Genomic DNA, 18,324 nt, shown 5'->3' with positions numbered 1-18,324 from the left:
CTATTATATATAATCACTAGCTGACTCTTCTCCTGAAACCCTTAAGTTCATTCCTGAAACAAAAGATTACCGGAGGAAACCATGATCGACGTAGAGGCGATGCCATTCATTGCAGACATCCCGCGCGTGCAGGCGACACGCGTACCAGACAATATTGCCTACTGGTTTGAGAATGCGTCAACGACCTTCGCCGAACTGGAAACGCGGACCAATCAGGTGGCCAATGGTCTGATCAGCCTGGGCGTTGAGCCGGGAGACAGGGTCGCCTACCTGGCAAAGAACACGGACGTCTATTACGAGATGCTCTTCGGCTGCGCCAAGGCGCGCGCCGTTATGACCGGCGTCAACACGCGGCTCGCCGCCCCTGAAATCCAGTTCATCCTGTCTGACGCGGCTGCAAAGGTCTTGTTCGTCGGCAAGGATTTCTACGCCATTATCGACCAGATTCGCGATCAGCTGCCGGACCTTCAGCGCATCATCACCATCGATGGCGACCGTGAGGACTGGGATTATTACCCGAGTTGGCGCAACGCCAAGCCAGATAGCGCGCCAGACCGCGCCCCGCTTGCCGATGATGACGTGATCCAGCTCTACACGTCCGGCACGACCGGGCGCCCGAAAGGCGTCCAGCTGACCAATGAGAATTATCGGGTCCTGCTGGAGCAGGCCCAGACGCTCGACTGGGCCGCCTATGGCGCTGGTGAGGCCGTCATGAACGCGATGCCCCTGTTCCACGTTGCGGGCGTCAATGTCGGGATACTGACGGCAGCGCAGGGCGCGAAAGCCGTCGTCCTGCGCGACATTGACCCGACCGTGATCCTGAAGCTCGTGGCAGAGCAGAAGATTGCCTATGCCTTCTGGGTGCCTGCGGTGATCCTGATGCTCACACAGCACCCGAATGTCGGCACCACCGACTTTTCGTCAATGAAGGTTGTCTCCTATGGCGCCTCGCCGATTGCCGAGAGCCTGCTGCTGGAAGCCAAGGAGATCATGGGCGTCAAGTTTACCCAGCTCTATGGCCTGACAGAGACCGTAGGGGCAGGCACCTATCTGCCGCCTGAAGCGCACGACCCTGCCTGGGGCAAACTGCGCAGCTGCGGCGTGCCATGGCCGGGCGCTGTCGTGCGCTGCGTTGATGGAGAGGGCAATTCCGTGCCGACCGGCGAGGTGGGAGAGATCGTGATCAAGGCGCGCTTCGTGATGAAGGGCTACTGGAACCGGGCCGATGCCACGGAAGATGCGATCCGCAATGGATTCTTCCACACGGGCGATGCCGGCTATTTCGACGAGGATGGCTTCCTCTACATCCATGACCGCGTGAAGGACATGATCGTTTCGGGCGGCGAGAACGTCTATCCGGCCGAAGTGGAGAACGCGATCTTCGGGCATCCGGGCGTGGCCGACGTTGCCGTGATCGGCGTGCCGGACGAGAAGTGGGGCGAAAGCGTGAAAGCGATCATCGTGCCAAAGCCTGGCGAGGCGCCGACAGCGGAAGATATCATCGCTTGGGCCAAGGAGCGGATTGCCAGCTACAAGTGCCCGAAGACGGTCGACATTGCGACGGAACTGCCCCGCAACCCGTCCGGCAAGATCCTGCGCAAGGACCTGCGCGAACCCTATTGGGCCGGGCGAGACCGCCGCATCGGCTAAGGCAGGATGCAAGACAAAGAAAAACCCTGCACCAGATGGTGCAGGGTTTTTTTATTGCTTAAGGCCAGAAAGATCAGGCGGCCGCAGCCACTTTTTTCTTGGCGGCGAGGCCCTTGGCCAGTTTTTCCATGGCGGTTGCCTTGTCGATGCTTTCGACGGCAGCCAGTTCACGGGCCATCCGGTCCAGCGCGCTTTCGTACAGCTGGCGCTCGGAATAGGACTGCTCGGGCTGGTCGTCGCCGCGGTGAAGGTCGCGCACGACTTCCGCGATCGAGATCAGGTCGCCGGAATTGATCTTGGCTTCGTATTCCTGGGCGCGACGCGACCACATGGTGCGCTTGACGCGGGCACGACCGCCAAGGGTTTTCATGGCATCATCAACCAGCTTGGAGCCAGCGAGGGCGCGCATGCCGGAGGCTTCGGCGCGATTGGTCGGGACGCGCAGGATCATCTTGTCCTGATCGAAGGCGACGACGTAAACTTCAAGTTCCATGCCGGCGACGGTTTGTTTTTCGACGCTGGTAATCTTTCCTACACCATGCGCAGGATATACGACGCTCTGACCGACTTCGAATGCAAGTGCTGCGGTGTCTGCTTTTTTAGCCATGAAGTATCGCCCTTTTCTACGCATTCAGAGCCAAACAGGCTTTGCCCAGTCCGTTGTTTACGGTCTGAGGTTAGACTTTTCAGCTCTGGTTCAATTATTGCTCAAGTCGTAAGACTATCACAATCGTGCAGGTTTTACAACAGGGTACGGCATAGCGCCCGGGCAGGTCCGGCCAATAAAATCAAGAACTTCGTTAACCTTTGGGCCTGTCTGCAGTCATTGCAGCAGCGCGGGCGGCAGGACGGGATCAGTCACCCTCGCCCGGTGCAGGGTTGAAATATTTTTCCAGCTTACCGGTTTCCTGCGCAAATTTTTCGCGATCTGCTGGCGGCTCTTTCATGCGGGTGATGTTGGGCCAGGTCTTGGCAAAGTCGCTGTTGAGCTTCAGCCACTTGCCGTCCGGATCGTCTTCCGTGTCGGGCTTGATCGCCTCGACGGGGCATTCCGGCTCGCACACGCCGCAATCGATGCACTCGTCCGGGTGGATGACGAGCATGTTTTCGCCTTCGTAGAAGCAGTCCACCGGGCAGACTTCCACACAATCCATGTATTTGCAGCGGATGCAGGCATCGACGACGATATAGGTCATGAGCGGGAGGGCCTCTTGAACAGGTGTGCAGCGGGCGAAATGGCCTTAGCATGCCCCTCTGTCAATGAGACAAGCTGGCCTGAGTGTTTAGCGAAGGTCAGGCTGCGCCATCTGTGCGCGCTTCTGCGCGTTGGCGGGCGCCGGCGCGGGAGACGTCGTCGACATAGAGGAGCGAGGCGACCTGGCGGATATAGGCCTCTTCGATGGGGCTTTTTTCGCCATCTGACAGCGCGACGCGGTAGAGCCCTTCGACGATGGAGACGCGCTCCACCATGGCGAGCTTCTTCACGTGCCTGGTAAACTGATAAGAATCAACGGCTTCTTCGGCCAGAGCCTCCCCTTCTGCCAGGACTGCATCGGCCTTGTCGGCGTCAAAACCGAAGGCTTCGAGCAGGATTTCGGCGATCATGTCGCTCTCGATATTGACGTAAACACCGTCAATGAGGGCGGCTTCGACCATGAGGGCGGCGGCGGCGACCTGTGGGTCCATGGCCTTGAGGGCGGGTGTCTTGGGGGCGAACATACGCCTTAGAGCCTTGATCATAAATCATTTTCCACAAGTTTGTAGAGCGCCTGCGCCTCTTCTGCCGGACCGCGTCTTTCGCCGAGGGCCAGGATTTCGATGGTTTTTATATGCTCCCCCCGGCCGAAAGTGACAACATCACCGACTGAGATGGCGAGGCCCGGCTTGTCGGAACGACGTGTCTGACCCCCACGGGAGATGCGGATGCCTTTGCGCTTCACATGATCGGTGGCGAGCCCACGGGTCTTGAAGAAGCGCGCGCGCCAGAGCCAGATATCGAGTCTGACACTGGCGGTCTCGTTCACTGGAAAGGCGTGTAGGCAAAAGCAGGAGGCGCAGCAGGCTTTGCGCCCTTCGGCTTGCGTTTCCGCTTGGCCTTGTCCCGCGCGGGCGGGGTGGGCGGCAGCAGCGCAGCGAGGGCCGCAAAGGGACTATCCGGGTCCATCTTGCGTTCAGGAGGGGCACTTCGCGGACCGTTCCGGGGACTTCCCGGACCATTCCGTGACCGTTCGGCGCCCTTTGGCCGTCCGCCGGGCGCCCCCTGGCGGCCCTGAGGGCGTTCGCCGCGTGGTTTTGGAGCAGGTCTATCGTCCGGACGGGCCCGGGCGGCATAGCGCCAGAGGAGGACCGCTTCGGTCTCCTTGTCCTTTTCGGCGGGCGCGAGGCCGAAGCCCTTCAGCACGGCGGGCCAGTCATCGGACGGGCAGGAAACGACGGAGGCAAGATCAATCGGGATGGCGAAGGCGTTCTTGTCGGCCTCCTTGCGGCGCTTGGCGATTTCCCAGCCGAGACGTTCGGCGAGGTCTGCGCGCACGGCGCGGCGACCGAAGCGGAGATAGCCATTGGCGGCGAGCGCCTCTTCCGGCCATGTGCCGTCGAGCGGGAAGGAACCAGCGCCTTCGGGGGCGAGCGGGAATGGCGAGCCAGCCTGAACGGCGCGCAGGATGGCGATGAGGCGCTGGGCGGCGGGCTTCTGGGCATCCGGCGCGTGGGCCGCGACGCGGCCAGCGCGCAGGCCGAGGGCCTTGAGGGCTTCGCGCTGTTCCCCGGTGAGGCGGGCGGAGGGATCGTCCTGGCGCAGGTCCACCGAGGCGCCGCTTTCGAGGATGCGGAAGGCGAGACCGCGCGCAAGGCCTTCGAGCGCATCGCCAGCCTTCTCGTGGCGCAGCTTCCAGTGCGTCGGCAGGACGCGGGACATTTCATGTTTCAGCCAGTCGGAGGCGCGCATCAGGGCGGCAGCGCGCTCGCCGGGCTCAACTTCGGAGGCACCGATCAGTTCGACGCCGGGGCTCATCCAGTCGCCGCCCTTGGTGAGGCGGGCAATGGCGTGGCCACCGAATTCGATATTGCCTTCATCGTTCAGGCTGAACGCGCCGACGGGCGCACCGGCAATCTGGCCGAGGCGTTCGACCAGCATCGGGCGGATGGCCGCGAGGGCCGCGCCGCGAACGGCCTTGCCTTCCAGCGTGCGGGCATCGAGCACGGGCTCGAATGTCAGGCCCTTGAGGCGGCCGACGAGGTGGCCTTCTACGGTCACGTCGCCATCCGGCGTCAGGTCAGTCACGAGGGCATCTTCCTTCTTAAGGCTGGCCAAGAGGGCCGTCGTTCGTCGATCCACAAACCGTGCGGTCAGGGCTGTGTGTAGCGCATCAGACAGGGTGTCTTCAATCTCGCGCGTTCTATCCTGCCATTTGGCGGGGTTTTCCAGCCAGTCAGGCCGGTGCGCCGCATAGGTCCAAGTGCGGATATTGGCAAGCTGTTGCTGCAATTTTGCGATGCCGCCACTGGTGCCGCTGAGGTCATCGAGGCGGCGCTCAAGGCCCGCATCGGAGAGGCGCGCGTCAGGATCAGCCAGCGTTTCGGCAAGGCCCAGCACGAGCCGGGCGTGGCCTTCGGGGCCAGCCTTCCTAAAGTCAGGAAGCCGGGCGAGATCCCACAGGCGGCGCACGCGGGCCTGGCCGGTGATGTTGGGCCCGATGGCGCCATCTTCGGCCATGCGGCGCAGCACCCATTCATCGAGCGCGTTCGGATTGTGGATCAGGACCGGATTGCCGGACGGGCGCTCAAGACTGCGGATAAGCGTTTTCAGCGAGGCATAATCGAGCGCGGAATTGCGCCACTGGATATGGTCGACCGGATCGAAGCGGTGTTGCTCGATACGTTTCCATGTCTCTTCCTCGAAGGGCGGGCAGTCACCTGTCTCGCCGAATTCGCCATCGGTGCGGAAGCGCCCTGCCCGGCCTGCGATCTGGCCACACTCGGCAGCGGTCAGCGCGCGGTGGCGGCGGCCGTCAAACTTGGTGCGCGAGGCAAAGACGACGCGGTCGACATCAAGGTTAAGCCCCATACCGATGGCATCGGTGGCGACGATGTAATCGACCTCGCCAGACTGGTACATGGCGACCTGCGCATTGCGCGTGCGCGGGCTGAGCGCGCCCATGACAACGGCGGCGCCACCCTTCTGCCGACGGAGCAATTCGGCAATGGCGTAGACCTCCTCGGCGCTGAAGGCGACAATGGCCGTGCGCTTGGGCAGCTTGGTGATCTTGGTCTTGCCTGTGTAGGTGAGTTCCGAGAAACGCTCGCGCGCCTCGGACTCGACGCCGAGGTTCAGCGTGCGCAGCAGGCCGCGCATCGTGTCTGCGCCGAGCAGCAGGGTTTCCGATGCCCCGCGCATGTGGAGGATGCGATCCGTGAAGACATGGCCGCGGTCTTCATCTTCGGCGAGCTGGATCTCATCCACGGCGACAAAGTCTGCGCGCGTGTCTGTCGGCATGGATTCCACGGTGCAGATGAAATAGCGCGCGTTCGGCGGGACGATGCGTTCTTCGCCCGTGATGAGGGCGACATGGGCCGCGCCCTTGCGCTCGACAACGCGGTCATAGACCTCGCGCGCAAGCAGGCGCAGCGGCAGGCCGATCATGCCCGTGCCGTGGCCCAGCATGCGCTCGATGGCGTAATGCGTCTTGCCGGTATTGGTGGGGCCGAGAATGGCCTTGAGGGAGGAACTCATGGCGCGAGGTGGTGCGGGGGATGCGGGGAGGAGTCAAGCGGGGGCTGTCTTATAGTCTAAGATCGCGGACACGAATGAATGGATTACCAGTCTCACCGGCTAGTCTCGCCTTCGCATCAATGATTTCTCCGAGGGATAGTTGGCCATTCAACACTTCGTAAAGGTCGTATCCGTCCATGCAGACGATGCTTTTTGCCCTTCCGAAGGCTTGAAGCCCCTGCTCGGTAAAGCCGCTGTTGCTGATGAACAGCCCACGCGTCCACCGGGCTTTATCTTCGACCTTAGCGTTGAAAGACCTCAATGTCGCGGCATCGGTTTGGTCGTTGGTCCACTTTGCTTCGAGCAAATAGACCTCACCGTTTATTACAAAACTGCCGTCGATTTGTTCGCCAGTCAGCCGGAACGACCCTCTGGGAGACAGACCATGCGCCTCGAAAGCTGACTTCAGAAATTTCTCAAACGCAAAGCCTCGCGCGTGCGGGAGCTGCTTAGATAATGCTACCAGTTCTTGGGAAAGCGCCGATGCGACCTCTGCAGATACAACCTGCGCCGAAGCTACTGTTTGCGCAGTCCGCGAGCCACCTAGCTTTGCTATCAGGGACGCGATGTCTTGCTGTGCAGTTGGAAACGGGTCGGGTTCCGAGCTGCGGCGCCGGTAGGATGCTCGATACTCTCCTAATGCTAATAATGTTCGGGCGACCAGCTGCGGCTCTGATTCTCGCAAAAAATAACGAAGACGCTTAGCTTTGCTCCCGCCTGCGAGTGAATATTTAGGATCGTCGATATTGATGCCGAGCTCATCATCGAAGAAATCGGAAAACGTCCGATCACTGAAATTCATCACATAGCCCTGCCACATCTCAAAGATGTCATTGAGAAGGTCAAAGTCCATAGTTTTGAGCTTGGCCGCAGAAGCCATGATTCAAACAAAACCTCTTTTCAGCCAAGAACATAGCCGGGTCGAAGTGATTCGCGGAGTCAAAAATTCATGTAGCCAATTACTATTGGCCCGGCTCCAGCGCACGAGCAGCCAGTGGCCTAGTCCGGAAGCCGCCCCTGCCTGCGCAGGGGACACGGGAATTTGGGTTGGTGGGGTTGGCAGACCCCCACCCCTGCAAGGGGGAGGTTAGGTGGGGGTCTGCTGGCGGTGCAGCAGGGAGATCATTTGAGGTCTGAGAAGCCCCCTCCGTCTGGCCGCTTTGCGGCCAGCCACCTCCCCCGCAGGCGGGGGAGGATAAGGGGGCGGTTTTCCTCCCCTGTTTACGGGGGAGGTGCCCCGAAGGGGTGGAGGGGGCTTTTGAGGCTGCGAGATAAATATTGAAGGTTCGGTTCGGAAGCGGGGGCGTCCTCAGCCCGCCGGGGCTGTGCCGGGGCGGAGGAAGGCGAACATGTGCTGGACGTAGTCGGCCTTGCCGAGGTCGACGCGCTGGTTTCGCAGGATCGCGTAGGCGATCATCAGGTGGAAGTAGAATTGCGAGAGCGCCCAGTCGCGGGCGTAGCCTTCGCCTTCGAGGTCGAACGTGAGGCCCATGGGCAGTTCCAGCTCAAGGGGCTGGCCGGCGCCTGCGTCCAGTGCATCGGGCGCGAGCGTGTCCAGGAAGACGAGCGCCTCGTCCACGCGGGCCAGCGCTTCGGCCATCGTGCCGGAATGGTCGCCGGCATTGCGGCCTTCGTCGAGCAGCACGTCGATGGCGGCGGGAAACGGCTCATGCCGGAGGCGGTAGACACCTTCATAGGCCTGGCGGCAGGCGAAGCGGATCTGGGTCGACAGGGGGAACATGTCCGGCGCGAGGCGGGCGGCCAGCAGCGCGTCGGCGTCTTCGACCTGCGCCTCGGCCTTGCGGAGCCAGAGGGCGAGCGCCTGAAGCATCTGCTTGTAGGTGGGGATCAATAGCGCGGTGGGCGTCATGGGAGTGCCTTGTTCTGGTGGCCGATGGGCGCTGTGCTAGCAACGCAGGCAACGCTCGCCAAGGGGTCTCAGGCCAGTTCCAGCTCGCCGACGGGCGCGGCTTTGACCACGGGCACGGTTGTGCGCACCGAATCCGGGCGGCAGTCGAGCAGTTCCCAGCGGCCGTCATGGTGTTCGACGAGGGCCGTGCAGCTTTCGACCCAGTCGCCATCATTCATGTAGGTGATGCCGTCAATGTCGCGCATCTCGGCGACATGGATGTGGCCGCAGATGGCGCCGTCATAGCCCTTGCGGCGGCAATAGGCGGCGACGTGGTCTTCGAAATTGTGGATATAGTTGAGGGCGCGCTTGGTGCGCTTTTTCAGGGCTGCCGACAGCGACCAGTAAGGCAGGCCGAACAGGCGGCGCACGCTGTTCAGGTTCGTGTTGACCCAGAGCAGGACATTATAGGCGTGGTCGCCAAGGTGCATGATCCATTTGCGGTCGGCACGCATCATGCCGTCGAACATGTCACCATGGACGACGAGGTAGCGCTTGCCGTCCTCGCCCTGGTGGACGGCGCGGTTCTTGACGTGGATGTCGCCGAAGTTCAGCCGGAAATGCATGAAGGCGCGCAGGAACTCGTCATGGTTGCCGATGATATAGGTGACGTCTGTGCCGCGCTTGGCCGCCGTCAGGATACGGCGGATGGCGTTGGTGTGCGCCTGCGGCCAGTACCATTTCTTCTTGAGGCGCCAGCCATCGATGATGTCGCCAACGAGGTAGAGATGCGCGCTCGTGTTCAGCTTGAGGAAGGCACAGAGGGCCTCAGCCTGACTGCCGCGCGAGCCAAGGTGGACATCGGAGATGAAAATCGCGCGGTATTTGGGCGTGGCCTGGGTCATTACAATTTGGCCATACGCTGATTTGAAAAGGCTTTTGTGACGGAAAGGCTGCAGTTTTGTGACGGTAGCAGCGCCTAGCTTTCCAGTTCGACGTCCCAGTAGAGATAGTCCATCCACGTATCATGCAGGTGGTGGGGCGGGAATTTGCGGCCGATTTCCTGCAGCTGGTAATTGTTCGGGCGGAAGGGCTTGTGCTGCAGGTGGACGTCGCAGTCGCGCAGCAGCTTGCCGCCCTTGCGCAAATTGCAGGGGCTGCAGGCGGCGACGATGTTCTCCCATGTCGTGCGGCCACCCTTGGAGCGCGGGACGACGTGATCGAAGGTGAGGTTCTCGTGCGTGCCGCAATAGGCGCAAGCGAAACCGTCGCGCAGGAACACGTTGAAGCGCGTGAAGGCCGGCGGCCTGTCCTGTCGCACGAAGTCGCGCAGGGCGATGACGCTGGGCAGGCGGAACTCGGTTGAGGGGCTGCGCACGACATAATCGTATTCGGCAATGATATCGACGCGGTCGAGGAAGACGGCTTTCACCACTTCCTGCCACGGCCACAGCGATAGCGGGTAATAGGACAGGGGCCTGAAGTCGGCATTCAGAACGAGGGCAGGCCGGCCATGGGGCGGCGCAGAAATGATCTCAGCCATGGTGACCCCCATGCGGCACGAGAAGACTGGTAACCTGTTTGAACCCGCTGAAGGCAGCACTCCTTTGCACGCTCGCCCGTCTGATAGGCGATTCATGTCATGAGATTATGACAGTCAGGGATGATTGCAACCGGTCACGGACGGGCCTGTTTCGCGCGGTGTGCGTGCAGCCAGGCCCAGAGCAGGTGCGCGGCGACGCCGCGATTGGGCCGCCAGCTTTCAGCGTGGGCCGTGAAGGCCTTGATATCCATGCGGGTTTCGTGGGCCGAGAGCAGCTTGTGCGCCTCCATCAGGCCAACGTCGCCGACCGGGAAAGCGTCCATCGCGCCAGTGGCATAAAGCAGGAACAATTCCGCCGTCCATGGGCCGATGCCCCGCACAGCGAGGAGTTCGCGGCGTGCTTCGTCCAGGGGCGCAGCGCAGACGCGGGCGAGGTTAAGCTGGCCGGTGACGAGCGATTCGGCGATGGAAATGAGGTGGGCGACCTTTGGGCGAGACTGGCCGCAGGCGCGCAGGGCTTCCGGATCAGCGGCGAGGACGGCTTCGGCGGTGACGTCGCCGAACAGCGTTTCGGTGCGGGCCCAGATGGCACCCGCTGCGCTGAGCGAGATTTGCTGGTGCGAGATCATGCGGGCGAGCGTCGCATAGCTAGGCGCAGCCTCCCGCCAGACCGGCAGGCCGGTTTCGGCATAGGCGCGGGCGAGGGCGGGGTCAGCGCGCGACAGCGTCTCGCAGGCGGCGGTTAGCCTTGCCTGCGACGGGCCTGTCATGGGGCGGGGACCGGTATCTGGCCGACCACGATTGCGCCAATCTTGACCTGATTGTTCTCGACCGTGAACATCAGGAAGCCGTCATTGGCCGAGGCCGTTTCCAGCGTCGCGACGGTGGCCTGTTCCTGAAGACGCCAGCAATTGGCGGCCTTGAGCGCAGCCTTCAGACCCTCGGGATCGTCGATACGAACACCGAACGATCCGTTCACCAGCTCGTTTTCCACGGTCAGCGTGCCCTTGGCGCCGAAATGCAGCGGACCCCAGTTCAGCAATAACTGCCCCAGTTCCACGCCGCCGCCCAGTTCAAGATACGCATCGTACAGCTTGTCGAGCTTGCCGCCGCTGCTGACCCAGGCTGGATAGAAATTGTGAATCTCGGCGATGACGCGGCTTGCCTGCAGATCGGTGCCGAGCCATGGCGCCTGCACAGGCGCGGCATCAATTGTGAGCGCGTCCCATTGCATTGCGACCAGAAGATCGTCGGCATTTTCCGGGCGCGGGGCGAGGTTCAGCGAGAAGGCCTTGGCCGTGTAGGCGTGACCGTCGATCAGGGCTGACACATCGTTGAGGGAGAGCGCGGCGCGGTGCAGCCCGGCCTCTGTCCATGAGAGGCTGGCGGCCGATTTGCCGTCAATGTCGAACGTGTGACGAATGCCGAGCACATCCGTCACCAGATTGCGGCCCGGCGAGCGGGCGATGAGGTGGTGCCAGTCCCAGGGCTGCATGACGACCTGCAATTGCTCACCCTGCCAGCTGGCCATGTTGGGCGGCTGGTAGTGCGGCTTGGTGAATTCAAGCGCGAAGCGGAACGGATAACCGCCAATCTCGCGCGATTCATAGTCGACGATGGCGCCGCGCGCCCGCTCGGCCGCGACCCATTCGTCGACGCCGTGCTCGATTTCGCCGCGCGCATAGACCCAATAGGCCGAATAGGCGCCGATCAGCGCGAAGAGCAGCAGGAAGGGGAAGAACAGCCAGAAGCGCGAGCGGCGGCGTTCTTCGACAGGCTGCACGAGGCCCGGGTCATTCCAGTAATTGCTCATGTGGGCTGCATATCCTCGTCCAGTCGCGTGCGGCCCTGAATGGCGAGCCCCTCGGTCAAAAGTCTATCCGTGGCGGTTTCTATGTCGCTTTCAAGGCGCTTCATCAACGTCTTCCGGTCCAACCCCGCCGGGATGACAGGCAGGAATTCGTAGACGATACGGCCCGGGCGGCGCCGCGTTCCGTGGGCGGGCCAGCAAAGCCCGGCATTGGTGGCCACCGGAAGCACAGGCACGTCCAGCGCCTTGTAGAGCGCAACGACGCCAGCGGCATGATAATGCGGCGGCGCACCCGGCGCGCTGCGTGTGCCTTCCGGGAAGATAACGACCTGACGCCCCTGCCCCGTTGGGACTTTCGCCTTGGCCTGCTTCACCATGGAGCGCAGCGTTTTGGTGCTGCCGGCCCGGTCGATCGGGATCATGTCGCTTTTGAGGGCATACCAGCCGAGGAAGGGATACCAGAGCAGCTCCCGCTTCATGATGATCAGGCTGTCGCGCACCACGATGAAGGGCACGAAGATGTCGAACATGCACTGGTGCTTGCCGGCATACATGAACGGGCCATCAGGGATGTTTTCGAGGCCGCGGAATTCGGTCTCGATGCCGCAGATCACTTTCATGCCCCAGCGCAGCGACTGCGCGTAAATCCGGATGCCCCGCATGATGACAACACGCGGCAGGAAGAGCGCGATGATGAACACCGTGCCCATCAGGGCCATCATGCCATAGAGATAGGCGACAAAGAGAAGGGAGCGCAGCTGCATCATGGACGGGGAGGTTTAGACCCTCAGCCGAGTGCCGTCACCCGCCACTTTGCCCATTCTGTCAGTACGCCGCGAAACGACTTGGGATCGCGCAGGACCGCAGACGGATCCACCACGGTCCTGACAGGATATGGCTCCAGCTCGAGATCGGGCATGGCGCGGTGCAGCAGAAGCAGGCTGCGCTGCATATGATAGTCGGAAGTTACGATAATCAGGCGCGTATAGCCGTGTTCATAGGCCCAGGCGGCGGTTTCCTCGGCATTGCCGATGGTCGTTTCAGCCTGATAGCCAATATCGACGCAGCAGGCATAGGTTTCAGGCGCGCCGCCGGCCAGCGTGATCAGATCGTCCATGCCGACATCAGGATTGACGCCGGAAATGAGCAGGCGCTCACCGCGACCGGCTGTGACGAGGTCCACGCCCGCTGCGATCCGCATGCCGGACCCGCCCGTAAGGGCGACAACGCCATCTGCTTCATGCGCAATGGCCGGGACCGATTCGGCCGCGCGATTGGCGAAGGCGAAGAAATCGAACGTGATTCCGGCCAGCGCCACAAAGAAGAGGGCGGGCAGGATTCCGAGGGAGCGAGAAGTGGAGCTGCGTTTCACATGACGCCTTTCAGCGCGCGGATCACGGTTATGCGGGCTGCAAGGCGGGCAGCAAAGCCAGCAATGACGGGCGTGATCACGAGAATGACGAGGTCGAAGAAGTCGAGGCTGAGCTCTGGCAGAAGACCGGACCGACCGCCATGCGCCTGTACAGTAAAGATCATCAGCGCGGCCGCACCGAGCGCCATGAGCGCGCCGACAGAACCCGCCCGAAGACCGAGCACCCAGAAGCGCCGCTCGAACAGGCCTGCAATGAACCGGTCGCGGGCACCTGCAAGGTGGAGCACATCGACGATATCACGCCGGGCCAGCAGCGCCGCGTGGGTCGCAAAGGCAATGACGGCAACAGCTGTGGAGACGAGGAGCGCGACCGCGATCATGGCCGTCATGCGGGCAATGGCCAGCACGCGGCGGACATCGCCGGCCCAGTCGGCATGTTCATCCACGGCGCTGGCAATACCGGCCTCTGTGAGTTTGCGGGCAATCGTGGGGCCCATGTCGGGTGCATTCGGGTCTGCCTTGACGGCGACCAGTTGTGGCAGCGGCAGGCTGTCAGGCAGGCCGCGGCTGCCGAAATTGGGCTCCAGCAGGGCGTCGATCTCTTCCTTGGAGAAGACGCGCACTTCCCGCACGCCCTCGATCTCGCGGATGATCTTGGCGGCGTCATCAGCGCCGCGCCTGTCGGCATCCGGCAGGCTGACGGTGAGTTCGCCCTGCACTTCGGCCGTCCAGCTCTTTGCCGCGCCATAGGTCGACTTGGCCGAGAGGGCCGCCAGCGCCGCCAGGAAGCAGAGGGCGCCAACGACAAAGAATAGCGCGGCTTCGCGCACATCCTCGACCGGCAGGAGCGGTGTTTCCTTCACGCGTGGCATGGTCAGCCCCCCAATCCGGGATCTGTGCGCCGCCGCGCCGCCTGCCCGCCAAACTCGACATCCTGTACGAGGAGGCGATTAGTCAGCCGGTAGACGGGGGCTTCGACCTGGCGAACAAGGCCGAGATCGTGCGTGGCGATGATCACTGTGGTCTGGCGCCGTTTGTTCAGTTCCAGAAAGAGCCGCATCAGGCGCGTGCCCATTTCCGGGTCAACGTTGCCCGTTGGCTCGTCAGCGATGAGGATATCAGGCTGCGTCACGACGGCGCGGGCAATGGCGACGCGCTGCTGTTCGCCGCCCGAAAGTGTCGGCGGCTTGGCGTGGAGACGCTGGCCGAGGCCGACCCAGGCGAGCAATTCCTCAACATCGGCGCGGTAATCCGCCTCGCGGCGGCCCAGCACGCGCAAGGGGAGCGCCACATTCTCATAGGCCGAGAGATGCTCCAGAAGCCGGAATTCCTGGAAAACCACGCCAACCCTGCGGCGCAGGGCGGAGAGCTGATCGCGCGTGAGATTGCTGGTGGGACGGCCAAACAGGCTGACTTCACCCTTGCTGGGTTTCAGGGCGAGATACAGAAGTTTCAGAAGACTTGTCTTGCCAGCGCCCGAGGCACCCGTCAGGAAGCTGAACGAGCCGGGTTTCAGGACGAGATCAATATCGCTAAGTATGTCTTCGGAAGTGTCATAGCGGAGCGATACCGAATCTAATCGAACGGCGACATCTTCAAAGAGGTCGTGTCGTGGATGGGTCATGGGCTCCTGCCTGTCAGCTCAGGCTATTGGTTTTAATGGGGCGAATTGCGGGAAAGACCAAGTCATGATCCTCACCTGTCCCTCGTGTGAGACCCAGTATTTCGCCGATGACTCAACAATCGGTGAAAGCGGGCGAACCGTAACCTGCGCAACCTGCGGTCATAGCTGGTTCGTGAACCCGCAAGGCTTGCCCGGGCATGAGCCTGCAGCCGCCGCACCGGCAGCGCATGAAGTGTACCGGGAACGGGTGCGCGAGCAGCGCCGCCGCAAGAGCCGGTTTGCCGCCCTGGTGTCGTGGATCGTAACGGCTGCCGTGTTTTTCACGCTGGGCCTCGCCGCCATCATTTTCCGCAATGACGTTGTGAAGGTCTGGCCGGAATCGGCAACGGCCTACAAGCGGGTCGGCTTCTCGGTGAACCGTTTCGGGCTGGAATTCAGCGATATCGAGCGCAGCCGGACGTTCAATGACACGATCCCGGTCGTGACTGTGTCGGGCAAAGTGATAAATGTGGCGCGCAGCACGGTGGAAACGCCGGCGGTGCGCGTTGGCCTGATGGACGAGCGCGGCAAGGAAGTCGCCCTGAAATATGGTAGCGTGACGCCGGCTGAGCTGAACGCCGGGGCCACTGGCGAATTCAAGATCGTGCTCGAGCAGGCACCGATGGAGAGTTTCGAGATCGAGCTGTCCTTCGTTGACCGCGCCGATGTGCCGCCTGAACCCGAGCCCACGCCGGAGACAGCTTCCCCAACCGACGAAACTGCCCCCGATCTGGCAGCGTCCGATGCCGAAAGCCCGACGGAATGACTGAAATGCCCCCGATTGAAGTCCTCGTCACCGAGGATGAGCTGATGGCCCGCATTGAAGAGCTGGCCGATGCGCTTGCGCCCAGCCTGCAGGGCGACTGGTCGGCCGTGTCCATCCTGATCGGGGCAACGCCGTTTACGTCAGACCTGATGAAGGCGCTGGCCCGGCGCGACATTCACCCGGTTCTGGATGTGATCTGGCTGGAGAGCTATCGCGATGCCCGCGAAAGCTCGGGCCGTGTCGTCGTGCGCGCCGATCTTGGCCGATCGGTCGAGGGGCGCGGCGTGCTGTTGCTGGATGATGTGTTTGACACGGGCCGCACGCTGGCCTTTGCCAAGGCACACCTGCTGGCCAAGGGCGCACGCCAGGTGATCACGTGCGCACTGACGCAGAAGCCATGGGCCCCCCGCGGCGAGGACGGCGTTGACTTCTGCGCCTTCGATTCCCCGGGGCGTTACCTTGTCGGCTATGGCATGGACGATGCGGGCAAGTATCGCGGCCTGCCCTATATCGGCGCGCTGGACTAGGTCAGCGCGTACCAGATACAGGCACCAGCCGTTACCAGCATGACGATCACGCTGAGCAGCGTACCGACCATACGGCCGAAGCTGCTGCCTGACGAGCCACCGAGACCGATGGCGTGCAAGACGCGGCCGAGCAGGAAAGTGGCGCCGAGTACGTGGATCAGCAGCGTTGGCGCCGCAAGCCCGGCCAGTCCCAGCAGCCCCAACAGGACGACCGGCACATCTTCGACAGCGTTGCCCTGAACCCGGATCGCGCGCTGGAGTGCCTCATTGGCGCCGTCGCCAAAGCCGACTTTCTCGGACGTACGCACGCGCCCGACATTCATCTTCAAAGCAAGCATGAGCAGGCCAAAAAGCCCGATATAGAGTGTTGCAGCGGCAAATGCGGTCATGGATAGTTCTCCCTTTATGGGATGGCTTATCGTCAGTTGCAGGAACTGCAAAACATTCCGTTCGGAAATTAACGACGGCCACAGACCTAAGCGGTAATCTGGGCGCATGAAACGCGTCCTGCTATCGGCCCTCATCCTCAGTCTTTACGGCAGGGCCGCCGCCGATACGTTCTGCAATCATGAAATTGGCATGATCGGCACTAAGGCCATCGGTTACGTGATCCCGTATGGCCCGATGATGTCTGAAGATACCGATCTGTCTGCGGCTTCGCATGACCAAGACATCTGCCGGATCATCAGTTTTGATGGCCCGATGCCCGTCGGGCCCACCCGGCTGGACGACTGCCAGAACTTCCAGCATGTGCGCAGCGACAACGTCATCGAAACCGGACACATTTTCACCGATGAAGAGGCCAAGATCGGCCATCCCGTCTCCGAATACTTCTCGCCGCTCGTCTTTGCTGTTGAAGGCCAGATGGCGGCGCTAGAGCTCAAGACAGGAGAGACCCGATGGGTCCAGTCCGACCATTTGGCGCGTGGCGTTCCGACCTATTTTGAACCTTCAGTATATGATGGGAAATCAGCGGTCGGTTATGAGGGAGGCATATCGTCCGATGTCCTTTATGCGCAGGCCGCAGCGGGTGCAGAGACTCAGCCGCCATCCAATCGCGGACCTGCTCAGGATGCTTTCCGCGACAAAGTCCTGGCGGGCCACCCGCATGACGAAGCGGCACTGCTTCAGATGGAGGTGCATTCCGGGTTCATATATCGTGTGACGGATGTGGTCACCGTGGCGGACGGAAGTGTCTGGTTCGAACTGGAAGAAAAGGCCGCTCTGTCCTCGTGGAACTGGCCGGCCGAAGTCCTGGCTATCTATGGCAATGATGCGAGCAGGCTGACAAGCGACCCGATCCGAACGGTCTACATGCCCTTCAGAAAGCCAGACGGAACCGTGGTGGCGGTGCTTACGTCAGGCTTCGACTGCGGCTGCTGACCCAGCACACATCTACCAGACGCCGATATTCTCTGCGCTGGCCCACGGCTCCTTGGGCGCTTTGCGGTCGCCCTTCTGGAGCAGTTCGACCGAGATACCGTCCGGTGACCGGATGAACGCCATGTGACCATCGCGGGGCGGGCGATTGATCGTCACGCCCTGCGCGGCGAGGCGTTCGACGGCTTCATAGATATCATCGACCATATAGGCGAGGTGGCCGAAATTACGGCCGCCCTGATAGGCTTCCGGATCCCAATTATAGGTCAGCTCCACCATCGGGATATTGACCTGCGTCGGGTTGGCATCCGGCGCGATGCCACCGAGGCGTTTCACGTCCGCGGGCGAGGCAAGGAAGACCAGCGTGAAGCGGCCCTGCTCGCTGTCGACACGACGCACCTGTTCGAGGCCGAGGCCGTCGCAGTAGAATTTGAGCGCGGCATCGATATCCGCGACGCGCACCATCGTGTGCAGGTATTCAATGCTCAAGTGAGGCCTCCATTCAGGTCGCGCACGACCTGTTTCAGATTGGGCGGCATCAGGGCGTAATAGCGCCGCATCGCGACCGCGAGCAGCACGATCATGAAGGCCATGATGCCGAGGAAAACGGAAAATGTGTGGATCAGCGTGCCGGTCTCGAAAACGGGCGAGCCGCCGGACGCCTGCCAGAGCAGGCCCCAAACCATGTTGAACGCCGCCACGAAGGGCGCGATCAGGACCGACACGATTGTCGCGCAGACAAAGAAATAGGTCGCCGATCGCGGGCCTTCACTGCGCAAGTAAAGGTCTGTGAATTCGGCGTCAGTGACATCAGCGGGGATTTCGCCGGCTTCCTTGCGGGCAGCAAGCACTTCAGGGGCGAAATCGCGCGCGGATTTCCAGCGCCAAGCAAGGTGAAGCCCCCAAGCAAGAAGCGCGACGAAGAGCAGTGTCATAGGCAACATGGAAAGACTGGCAGGCCCGGGTCATGCGGCATGGCGCCGTCTACCCAAT

Annotated in this window: 22 protein-coding genes; 4 read left to right on the top strand and 18 right to left on the bottom strand. The window is 62.0% G+C overall.

Features of this window, described 5'->3' with window-relative positions; genetic code table 11:
* Positions 1 to 81: 81 nt before the first annotated feature.
* Positions 82 to 1,650, top strand: coding sequence for a long-chain-fatty-acid--CoA ligase (locus V7651_RS10920; protein ID WP_335590142.1), 1,569 nt, complete (start codon positions 82 to 84; stop codon positions 1,648 to 1,650).
* A gap of 73 nt (positions 1,651 to 1,723) precedes the next feature.
* Here V7651_RS10920 and V7651_RS10915 read toward each other — a convergent pair whose 3' ends face one another.
* The 15 genes from V7651_RS10915 to ftsE form a co-directional block, all read right to left on the bottom strand.
* Entirely contained in the window at positions 1,724 to 2,257 is a 534-nt protein-coding gene (locus V7651_RS10915) for a CarD family transcriptional regulator (RefSeq protein WP_035536694.1), read from the bottom strand.
* Between the two features lie 247 nt (positions 2,258 to 2,504).
* Positions 2,505 to 2,846, bottom strand: coding sequence for a ferredoxin FdxA (fdxA, locus tag V7651_RS10910; protein ID WP_034736510.1), 342 nt, complete (start codon positions 2,844 to 2,846; stop codon positions 2,505 to 2,507).
* 97 nt (positions 2,847 to 2,943) lie between these two features.
* Complete coding sequence (locus V7651_RS10905) at positions 2,944 to 3,390, bottom strand: tellurite resistance TerB family protein (RefSeq protein ID WP_335613203.1); 447 nt, start codon at positions 3,388 to 3,390, stop codon at positions 2,944 to 2,946.
* Positions 3,387 to 3,674 (bottom strand): RNA-binding S4 domain-containing protein, encoded by a 288-nt coding sequence (locus tag V7651_RS10900; RefSeq protein ID WP_335590144.1) that lies wholly within the window; start codon positions 3,672 to 3,674, stop codon positions 3,387 to 3,389. The genes V7651_RS10905 and V7651_RS10900 overlap by 4 nt, the downstream gene beginning before the upstream one ends.
* Positions 3,671 to 6,382 (bottom strand): helicase-related protein, encoded by a 2,712-nt coding sequence (locus tag V7651_RS10895; RefSeq protein ID WP_335590145.1) that lies wholly within the window; start codon positions 6,380 to 6,382, stop codon positions 3,671 to 3,673. The genes V7651_RS10900 and V7651_RS10895 overlap by 4 nt, the downstream gene beginning before the upstream one ends.
* A gap of 49 nt (positions 6,383 to 6,431) precedes the next feature.
* Positions 6,432 to 7,301 carry a restriction endonuclease gene (locus tag V7651_RS10890; RefSeq protein ID WP_335590146.1) on the bottom strand — a complete coding sequence of 290 codons (870 nt, stop codon included), beginning with the start codon at positions 7,299 to 7,301 and terminating at the stop codon, positions 6,432 to 6,434.
* Between the two features lie 429 nt (positions 7,302 to 7,730).
* Positions 7,731 to 8,291 carry a DUF1993 family protein gene (locus V7651_RS10885; protein ID WP_335590147.1) on the bottom strand — a complete coding sequence of 187 codons (561 nt, stop codon included), beginning with the start codon at positions 8,289 to 8,291 and terminating at the stop codon, positions 7,731 to 7,733.
* 68 nt (positions 8,292 to 8,359) lie between these two features.
* Positions 8,360 to 9,175 (bottom strand): UDP-2,3-diacylglucosamine diphosphatase, encoded by an 816-nt coding sequence (locus V7651_RS10880; RefSeq protein ID WP_335613202.1) that lies wholly within the window; start codon positions 9,173 to 9,175, stop codon positions 8,360 to 8,362.
* Positions 9,176 to 9,249: 74 nt separating this feature from the next.
* The gene (locus tag V7651_RS10875) at positions 9,250 to 9,813 is read right to left on the bottom strand and encodes an HNH endonuclease (RefSeq protein ID WP_034736881.1); all 564 of its coding nucleotides are present in this window, start codon (positions 9,811 to 9,813) and stop codon (positions 9,250 to 9,252) included.
* Positions 9,814 to 9,947: 134 nt separating this feature from the next.
* Positions 9,948 to 10,583, bottom strand: a complete 636-nt coding sequence (locus V7651_RS10870) for a DNA-3-methyladenine glycosylase family protein (protein WP_335590149.1) — start codon at positions 10,581 to 10,583, stop codon at positions 9,948 to 9,950.
* Positions 10,580 to 11,626 (bottom strand): DUF2125 domain-containing protein, encoded by a 1,047-nt coding sequence (locus V7651_RS10865; protein WP_335590150.1) that lies wholly within the window; start codon positions 11,624 to 11,626, stop codon positions 10,580 to 10,582. Before V7651_RS10865 ends, V7651_RS10870 begins: the two co-directional genes overlap by 4 nt.
* Complete coding sequence (locus tag V7651_RS10860) at positions 11,623 to 12,390, bottom strand: lysophospholipid acyltransferase family protein (protein WP_035536684.1); 768 nt, start codon at positions 12,388 to 12,390, stop codon at positions 11,623 to 11,625. The genes V7651_RS10865 and V7651_RS10860 overlap by 4 nt, the downstream gene beginning before the upstream one ends.
* A 20-nt stretch (positions 12,391 to 12,410) precedes the next feature.
* Positions 12,411 to 12,995, bottom strand: coding sequence for a YdcF family protein (locus V7651_RS10855; protein WP_051624569.1), 585 nt, complete (start codon positions 12,993 to 12,995; stop codon positions 12,411 to 12,413).
* A complete protein-coding gene (locus V7651_RS10850) occupies positions 12,992 to 13,867 on the bottom strand; it encodes a cell division protein FtsX (RefSeq protein ID WP_035536683.1) in 876 nt (291 codons plus the stop codon). The genes V7651_RS10855 and V7651_RS10850 overlap by 4 nt, the downstream gene beginning before the upstream one ends.
* Before the next feature lie 2 nt (positions 13,868 to 13,869).
* On the bottom strand, positions 13,870 to 14,619 hold the full coding sequence (ftsE, locus tag V7651_RS10845; RefSeq protein WP_034736529.1) for a cell division ATP-binding protein FtsE: 750 nt from the start codon (positions 14,617 to 14,619) through the stop codon (positions 13,870 to 13,872).
* 64 nt (positions 14,620 to 14,683) lie between these two features.
* On the opposite strand from ftsE, the gene V7651_RS10840 reads away from it, so the two are divergent.
* Together V7651_RS10840 and V7651_RS10835 are read left to right on the top strand one after the other, a co-directional pair.
* Positions 14,684 to 15,424 (top strand): MJ0042-type zinc finger domain-containing protein, encoded by a 741-nt coding sequence (locus V7651_RS10840; protein WP_035536682.1) that lies wholly within the window; start codon positions 14,684 to 14,686, stop codon positions 15,422 to 15,424.
* Positions 15,421 to 15,951: a phosphoribosyltransferase gene (locus V7651_RS10835; RefSeq protein WP_035536681.1), complete on the top strand. Its 531-nt coding sequence runs from the start codon at positions 15,421 to 15,423 to the stop codon at positions 15,949 to 15,951. Before V7651_RS10840 ends, V7651_RS10835 begins: the two co-directional genes overlap by 4 nt.
* Here the strand turns inward: V7651_RS10835 and V7651_RS10830 are convergent.
* The gene (locus V7651_RS10830) at positions 15,948 to 16,340 is read right to left on the bottom strand and encodes an MAPEG family protein (protein ID WP_035536679.1); all 393 of its coding nucleotides are present in this window, start codon (positions 16,338 to 16,340) and stop codon (positions 15,948 to 15,950) included. The two genes, V7651_RS10835 and V7651_RS10830, sit on opposite strands and share 4 nt — an antisense overlap.
* 106 nt (positions 16,341 to 16,446) lie before the next feature.
* Between V7651_RS10830 and V7651_RS10825 the strand changes: the two genes are divergently transcribed.
* A complete protein-coding gene (locus V7651_RS10825; RefSeq protein WP_335590151.1) occupies positions 16,447 to 17,334 on the top strand; it encodes a hypothetical protein in 888 nt (295 codons plus the stop codon).
* A gap of 12 nt (positions 17,335 to 17,346) precedes the next feature.
* Here the strand turns inward: V7651_RS10825 and V7651_RS10820 are convergent, their stop codons facing one another.
* The gene (locus V7651_RS10820) at positions 17,347 to 17,814 is read right to left on the bottom strand and encodes a VOC family protein (protein ID WP_418887145.1); all 468 of its coding nucleotides are present in this window, start codon (positions 17,812 to 17,814) and stop codon (positions 17,347 to 17,349) included.
* A gap of 2 nt (positions 17,815 to 17,816) precedes the next feature.
* Complete coding sequence (locus V7651_RS10815) at positions 17,817 to 18,275, bottom strand: hypothetical protein (protein ID WP_156950394.1); 459 nt, start codon at positions 18,273 to 18,275, stop codon at positions 17,817 to 17,819.
* Between the last annotated feature and the right edge of the window lie 49 nt (positions 18,276 to 18,324).

The sequence above is a fragment of the Hyphomonas oceanitis genome, assembly GCF_036964545.1.
Taxonomy (GTDB): domain Bacteria; phylum Pseudomonadota; class Alphaproteobacteria; order Caulobacterales; family Hyphomonadaceae; genus Hyphomonas; species Hyphomonas oceanitis.
This window is presented reverse-complemented; position numbering and strand designations above follow the sequence as displayed.

What these genes read in the sequence shown, in the direction of transcription:
- V7651_RS10880 (WP_335613202.1), bottom strand. Translation starts at nt 9,175, where the DNA reads ATGACCCAGGCCACGCCCAAATACCGCGCGATTTTCATCTCCGATGTC.
- V7651_RS10915 (WP_035536694.1), bottom strand. Translation starts at nt 2,257, where the DNA reads ATGGCTAAAAAAGCAGACACCGCAGCACTTGCATTCGAAGTCGGTCAG.
- V7651_RS10850 (WP_035536683.1), bottom strand. Translation starts at nt 13,867, where the DNA reads ATGCCACGCGTGAAGGAAACACCGCTCCTGCCGGTCGAGGATGTGCGC.
- V7651_RS10830 (WP_035536679.1), bottom strand. Translation starts at nt 16,340, where the DNA reads ATGACCGCATTTGCCGCTGCAACACTCTATATCGGGCTTTTTGGCCTG.
- V7651_RS10920 (WP_335590142.1), top strand. Translation starts at nt 82, where the DNA reads ATGATCGACGTAGAGGCGATGCCATTCATTGCAGACATCCCGCGCGTG.
- V7651_RS10815 (WP_156950394.1), bottom strand. Translation starts at nt 18,275, where the DNA reads ATGTTGCCTATGACACTGCTCTTCGTCGCGCTTCTTGCTTGGGGGCTT.
- V7651_RS10905 (WP_335613203.1), bottom strand. Translation starts at nt 3,390, where the DNA reads ATGATCAAGGCTCTAAGGCGTATGTTCGCCCCCAAGACACCCGCCCTC.
- V7651_RS10885 (WP_335590147.1), bottom strand. Translation starts at nt 8,291, where the DNA reads ATGACGCCCACCGCGCTATTGATCCCCACCTACAAGCAGATGCTTCAG.
- V7651_RS10860 (WP_035536684.1), bottom strand. Translation starts at nt 12,390, where the DNA reads ATGATGCAGCTGCGCTCCCTTCTCTTTGTCGCCTATCTCTATGGCATG.
- V7651_RS10840 (WP_035536682.1), top strand. Translation starts at nt 14,684, where the DNA reads ATGATCCTCACCTGTCCCTCGTGTGAGACCCAGTATTTCGCCGATGAC.
- ftsE (WP_034736529.1), bottom strand. Translation starts at nt 14,619, where the DNA reads ATGACCCATCCACGACACGACCTCTTTGAAGATGTCGCCGTTCGATTA.
- V7651_RS10870 (WP_335590149.1), bottom strand. Translation starts at nt 10,583, where the DNA reads ATGACAGGCCCGTCGCAGGCAAGGCTAACCGCCGCCTGCGAGACGCTG.
- V7651_RS10875 (WP_034736881.1), bottom strand. Translation starts at nt 9,813, where the DNA reads ATGGCTGAGATCATTTCTGCGCCGCCCCATGGCCGGCCTGCCCTCGTT.
- V7651_RS10865 (WP_335590150.1), bottom strand. Translation starts at nt 11,626, where the DNA reads ATGAGCAATTACTGGAATGACCCGGGCCTCGTGCAGCCTGTCGAAGAA.
- V7651_RS10895 (WP_335590145.1), bottom strand. Translation starts at nt 6,382, where the DNA reads ATGAGTTCCTCCCTCAAGGCCATTCTCGGCCCCACCAATACCGGCAAG.
- fdxA (WP_034736510.1), bottom strand. Translation starts at nt 2,846, where the DNA reads ATGACCTATATCGTCGTCGATGCCTGCATCCGCTGCAAATACATGGAT.
- V7651_RS10825 (WP_335590151.1), top strand. Translation starts at nt 16,447, where the DNA reads ATGAAACGCGTCCTGCTATCGGCCCTCATCCTCAGTCTTTACGGCAGG.
- V7651_RS10835 (WP_035536681.1), top strand. Translation starts at nt 15,421, where the DNA reads ATGACTGAAATGCCCCCGATTGAAGTCCTCGTCACCGAGGATGAGCTG.
- V7651_RS10890 (WP_335590146.1), bottom strand. Translation starts at nt 7,301, where the DNA reads ATGGCTTCTGCGGCCAAGCTCAAAACTATGGACTTTGACCTTCTCAAT.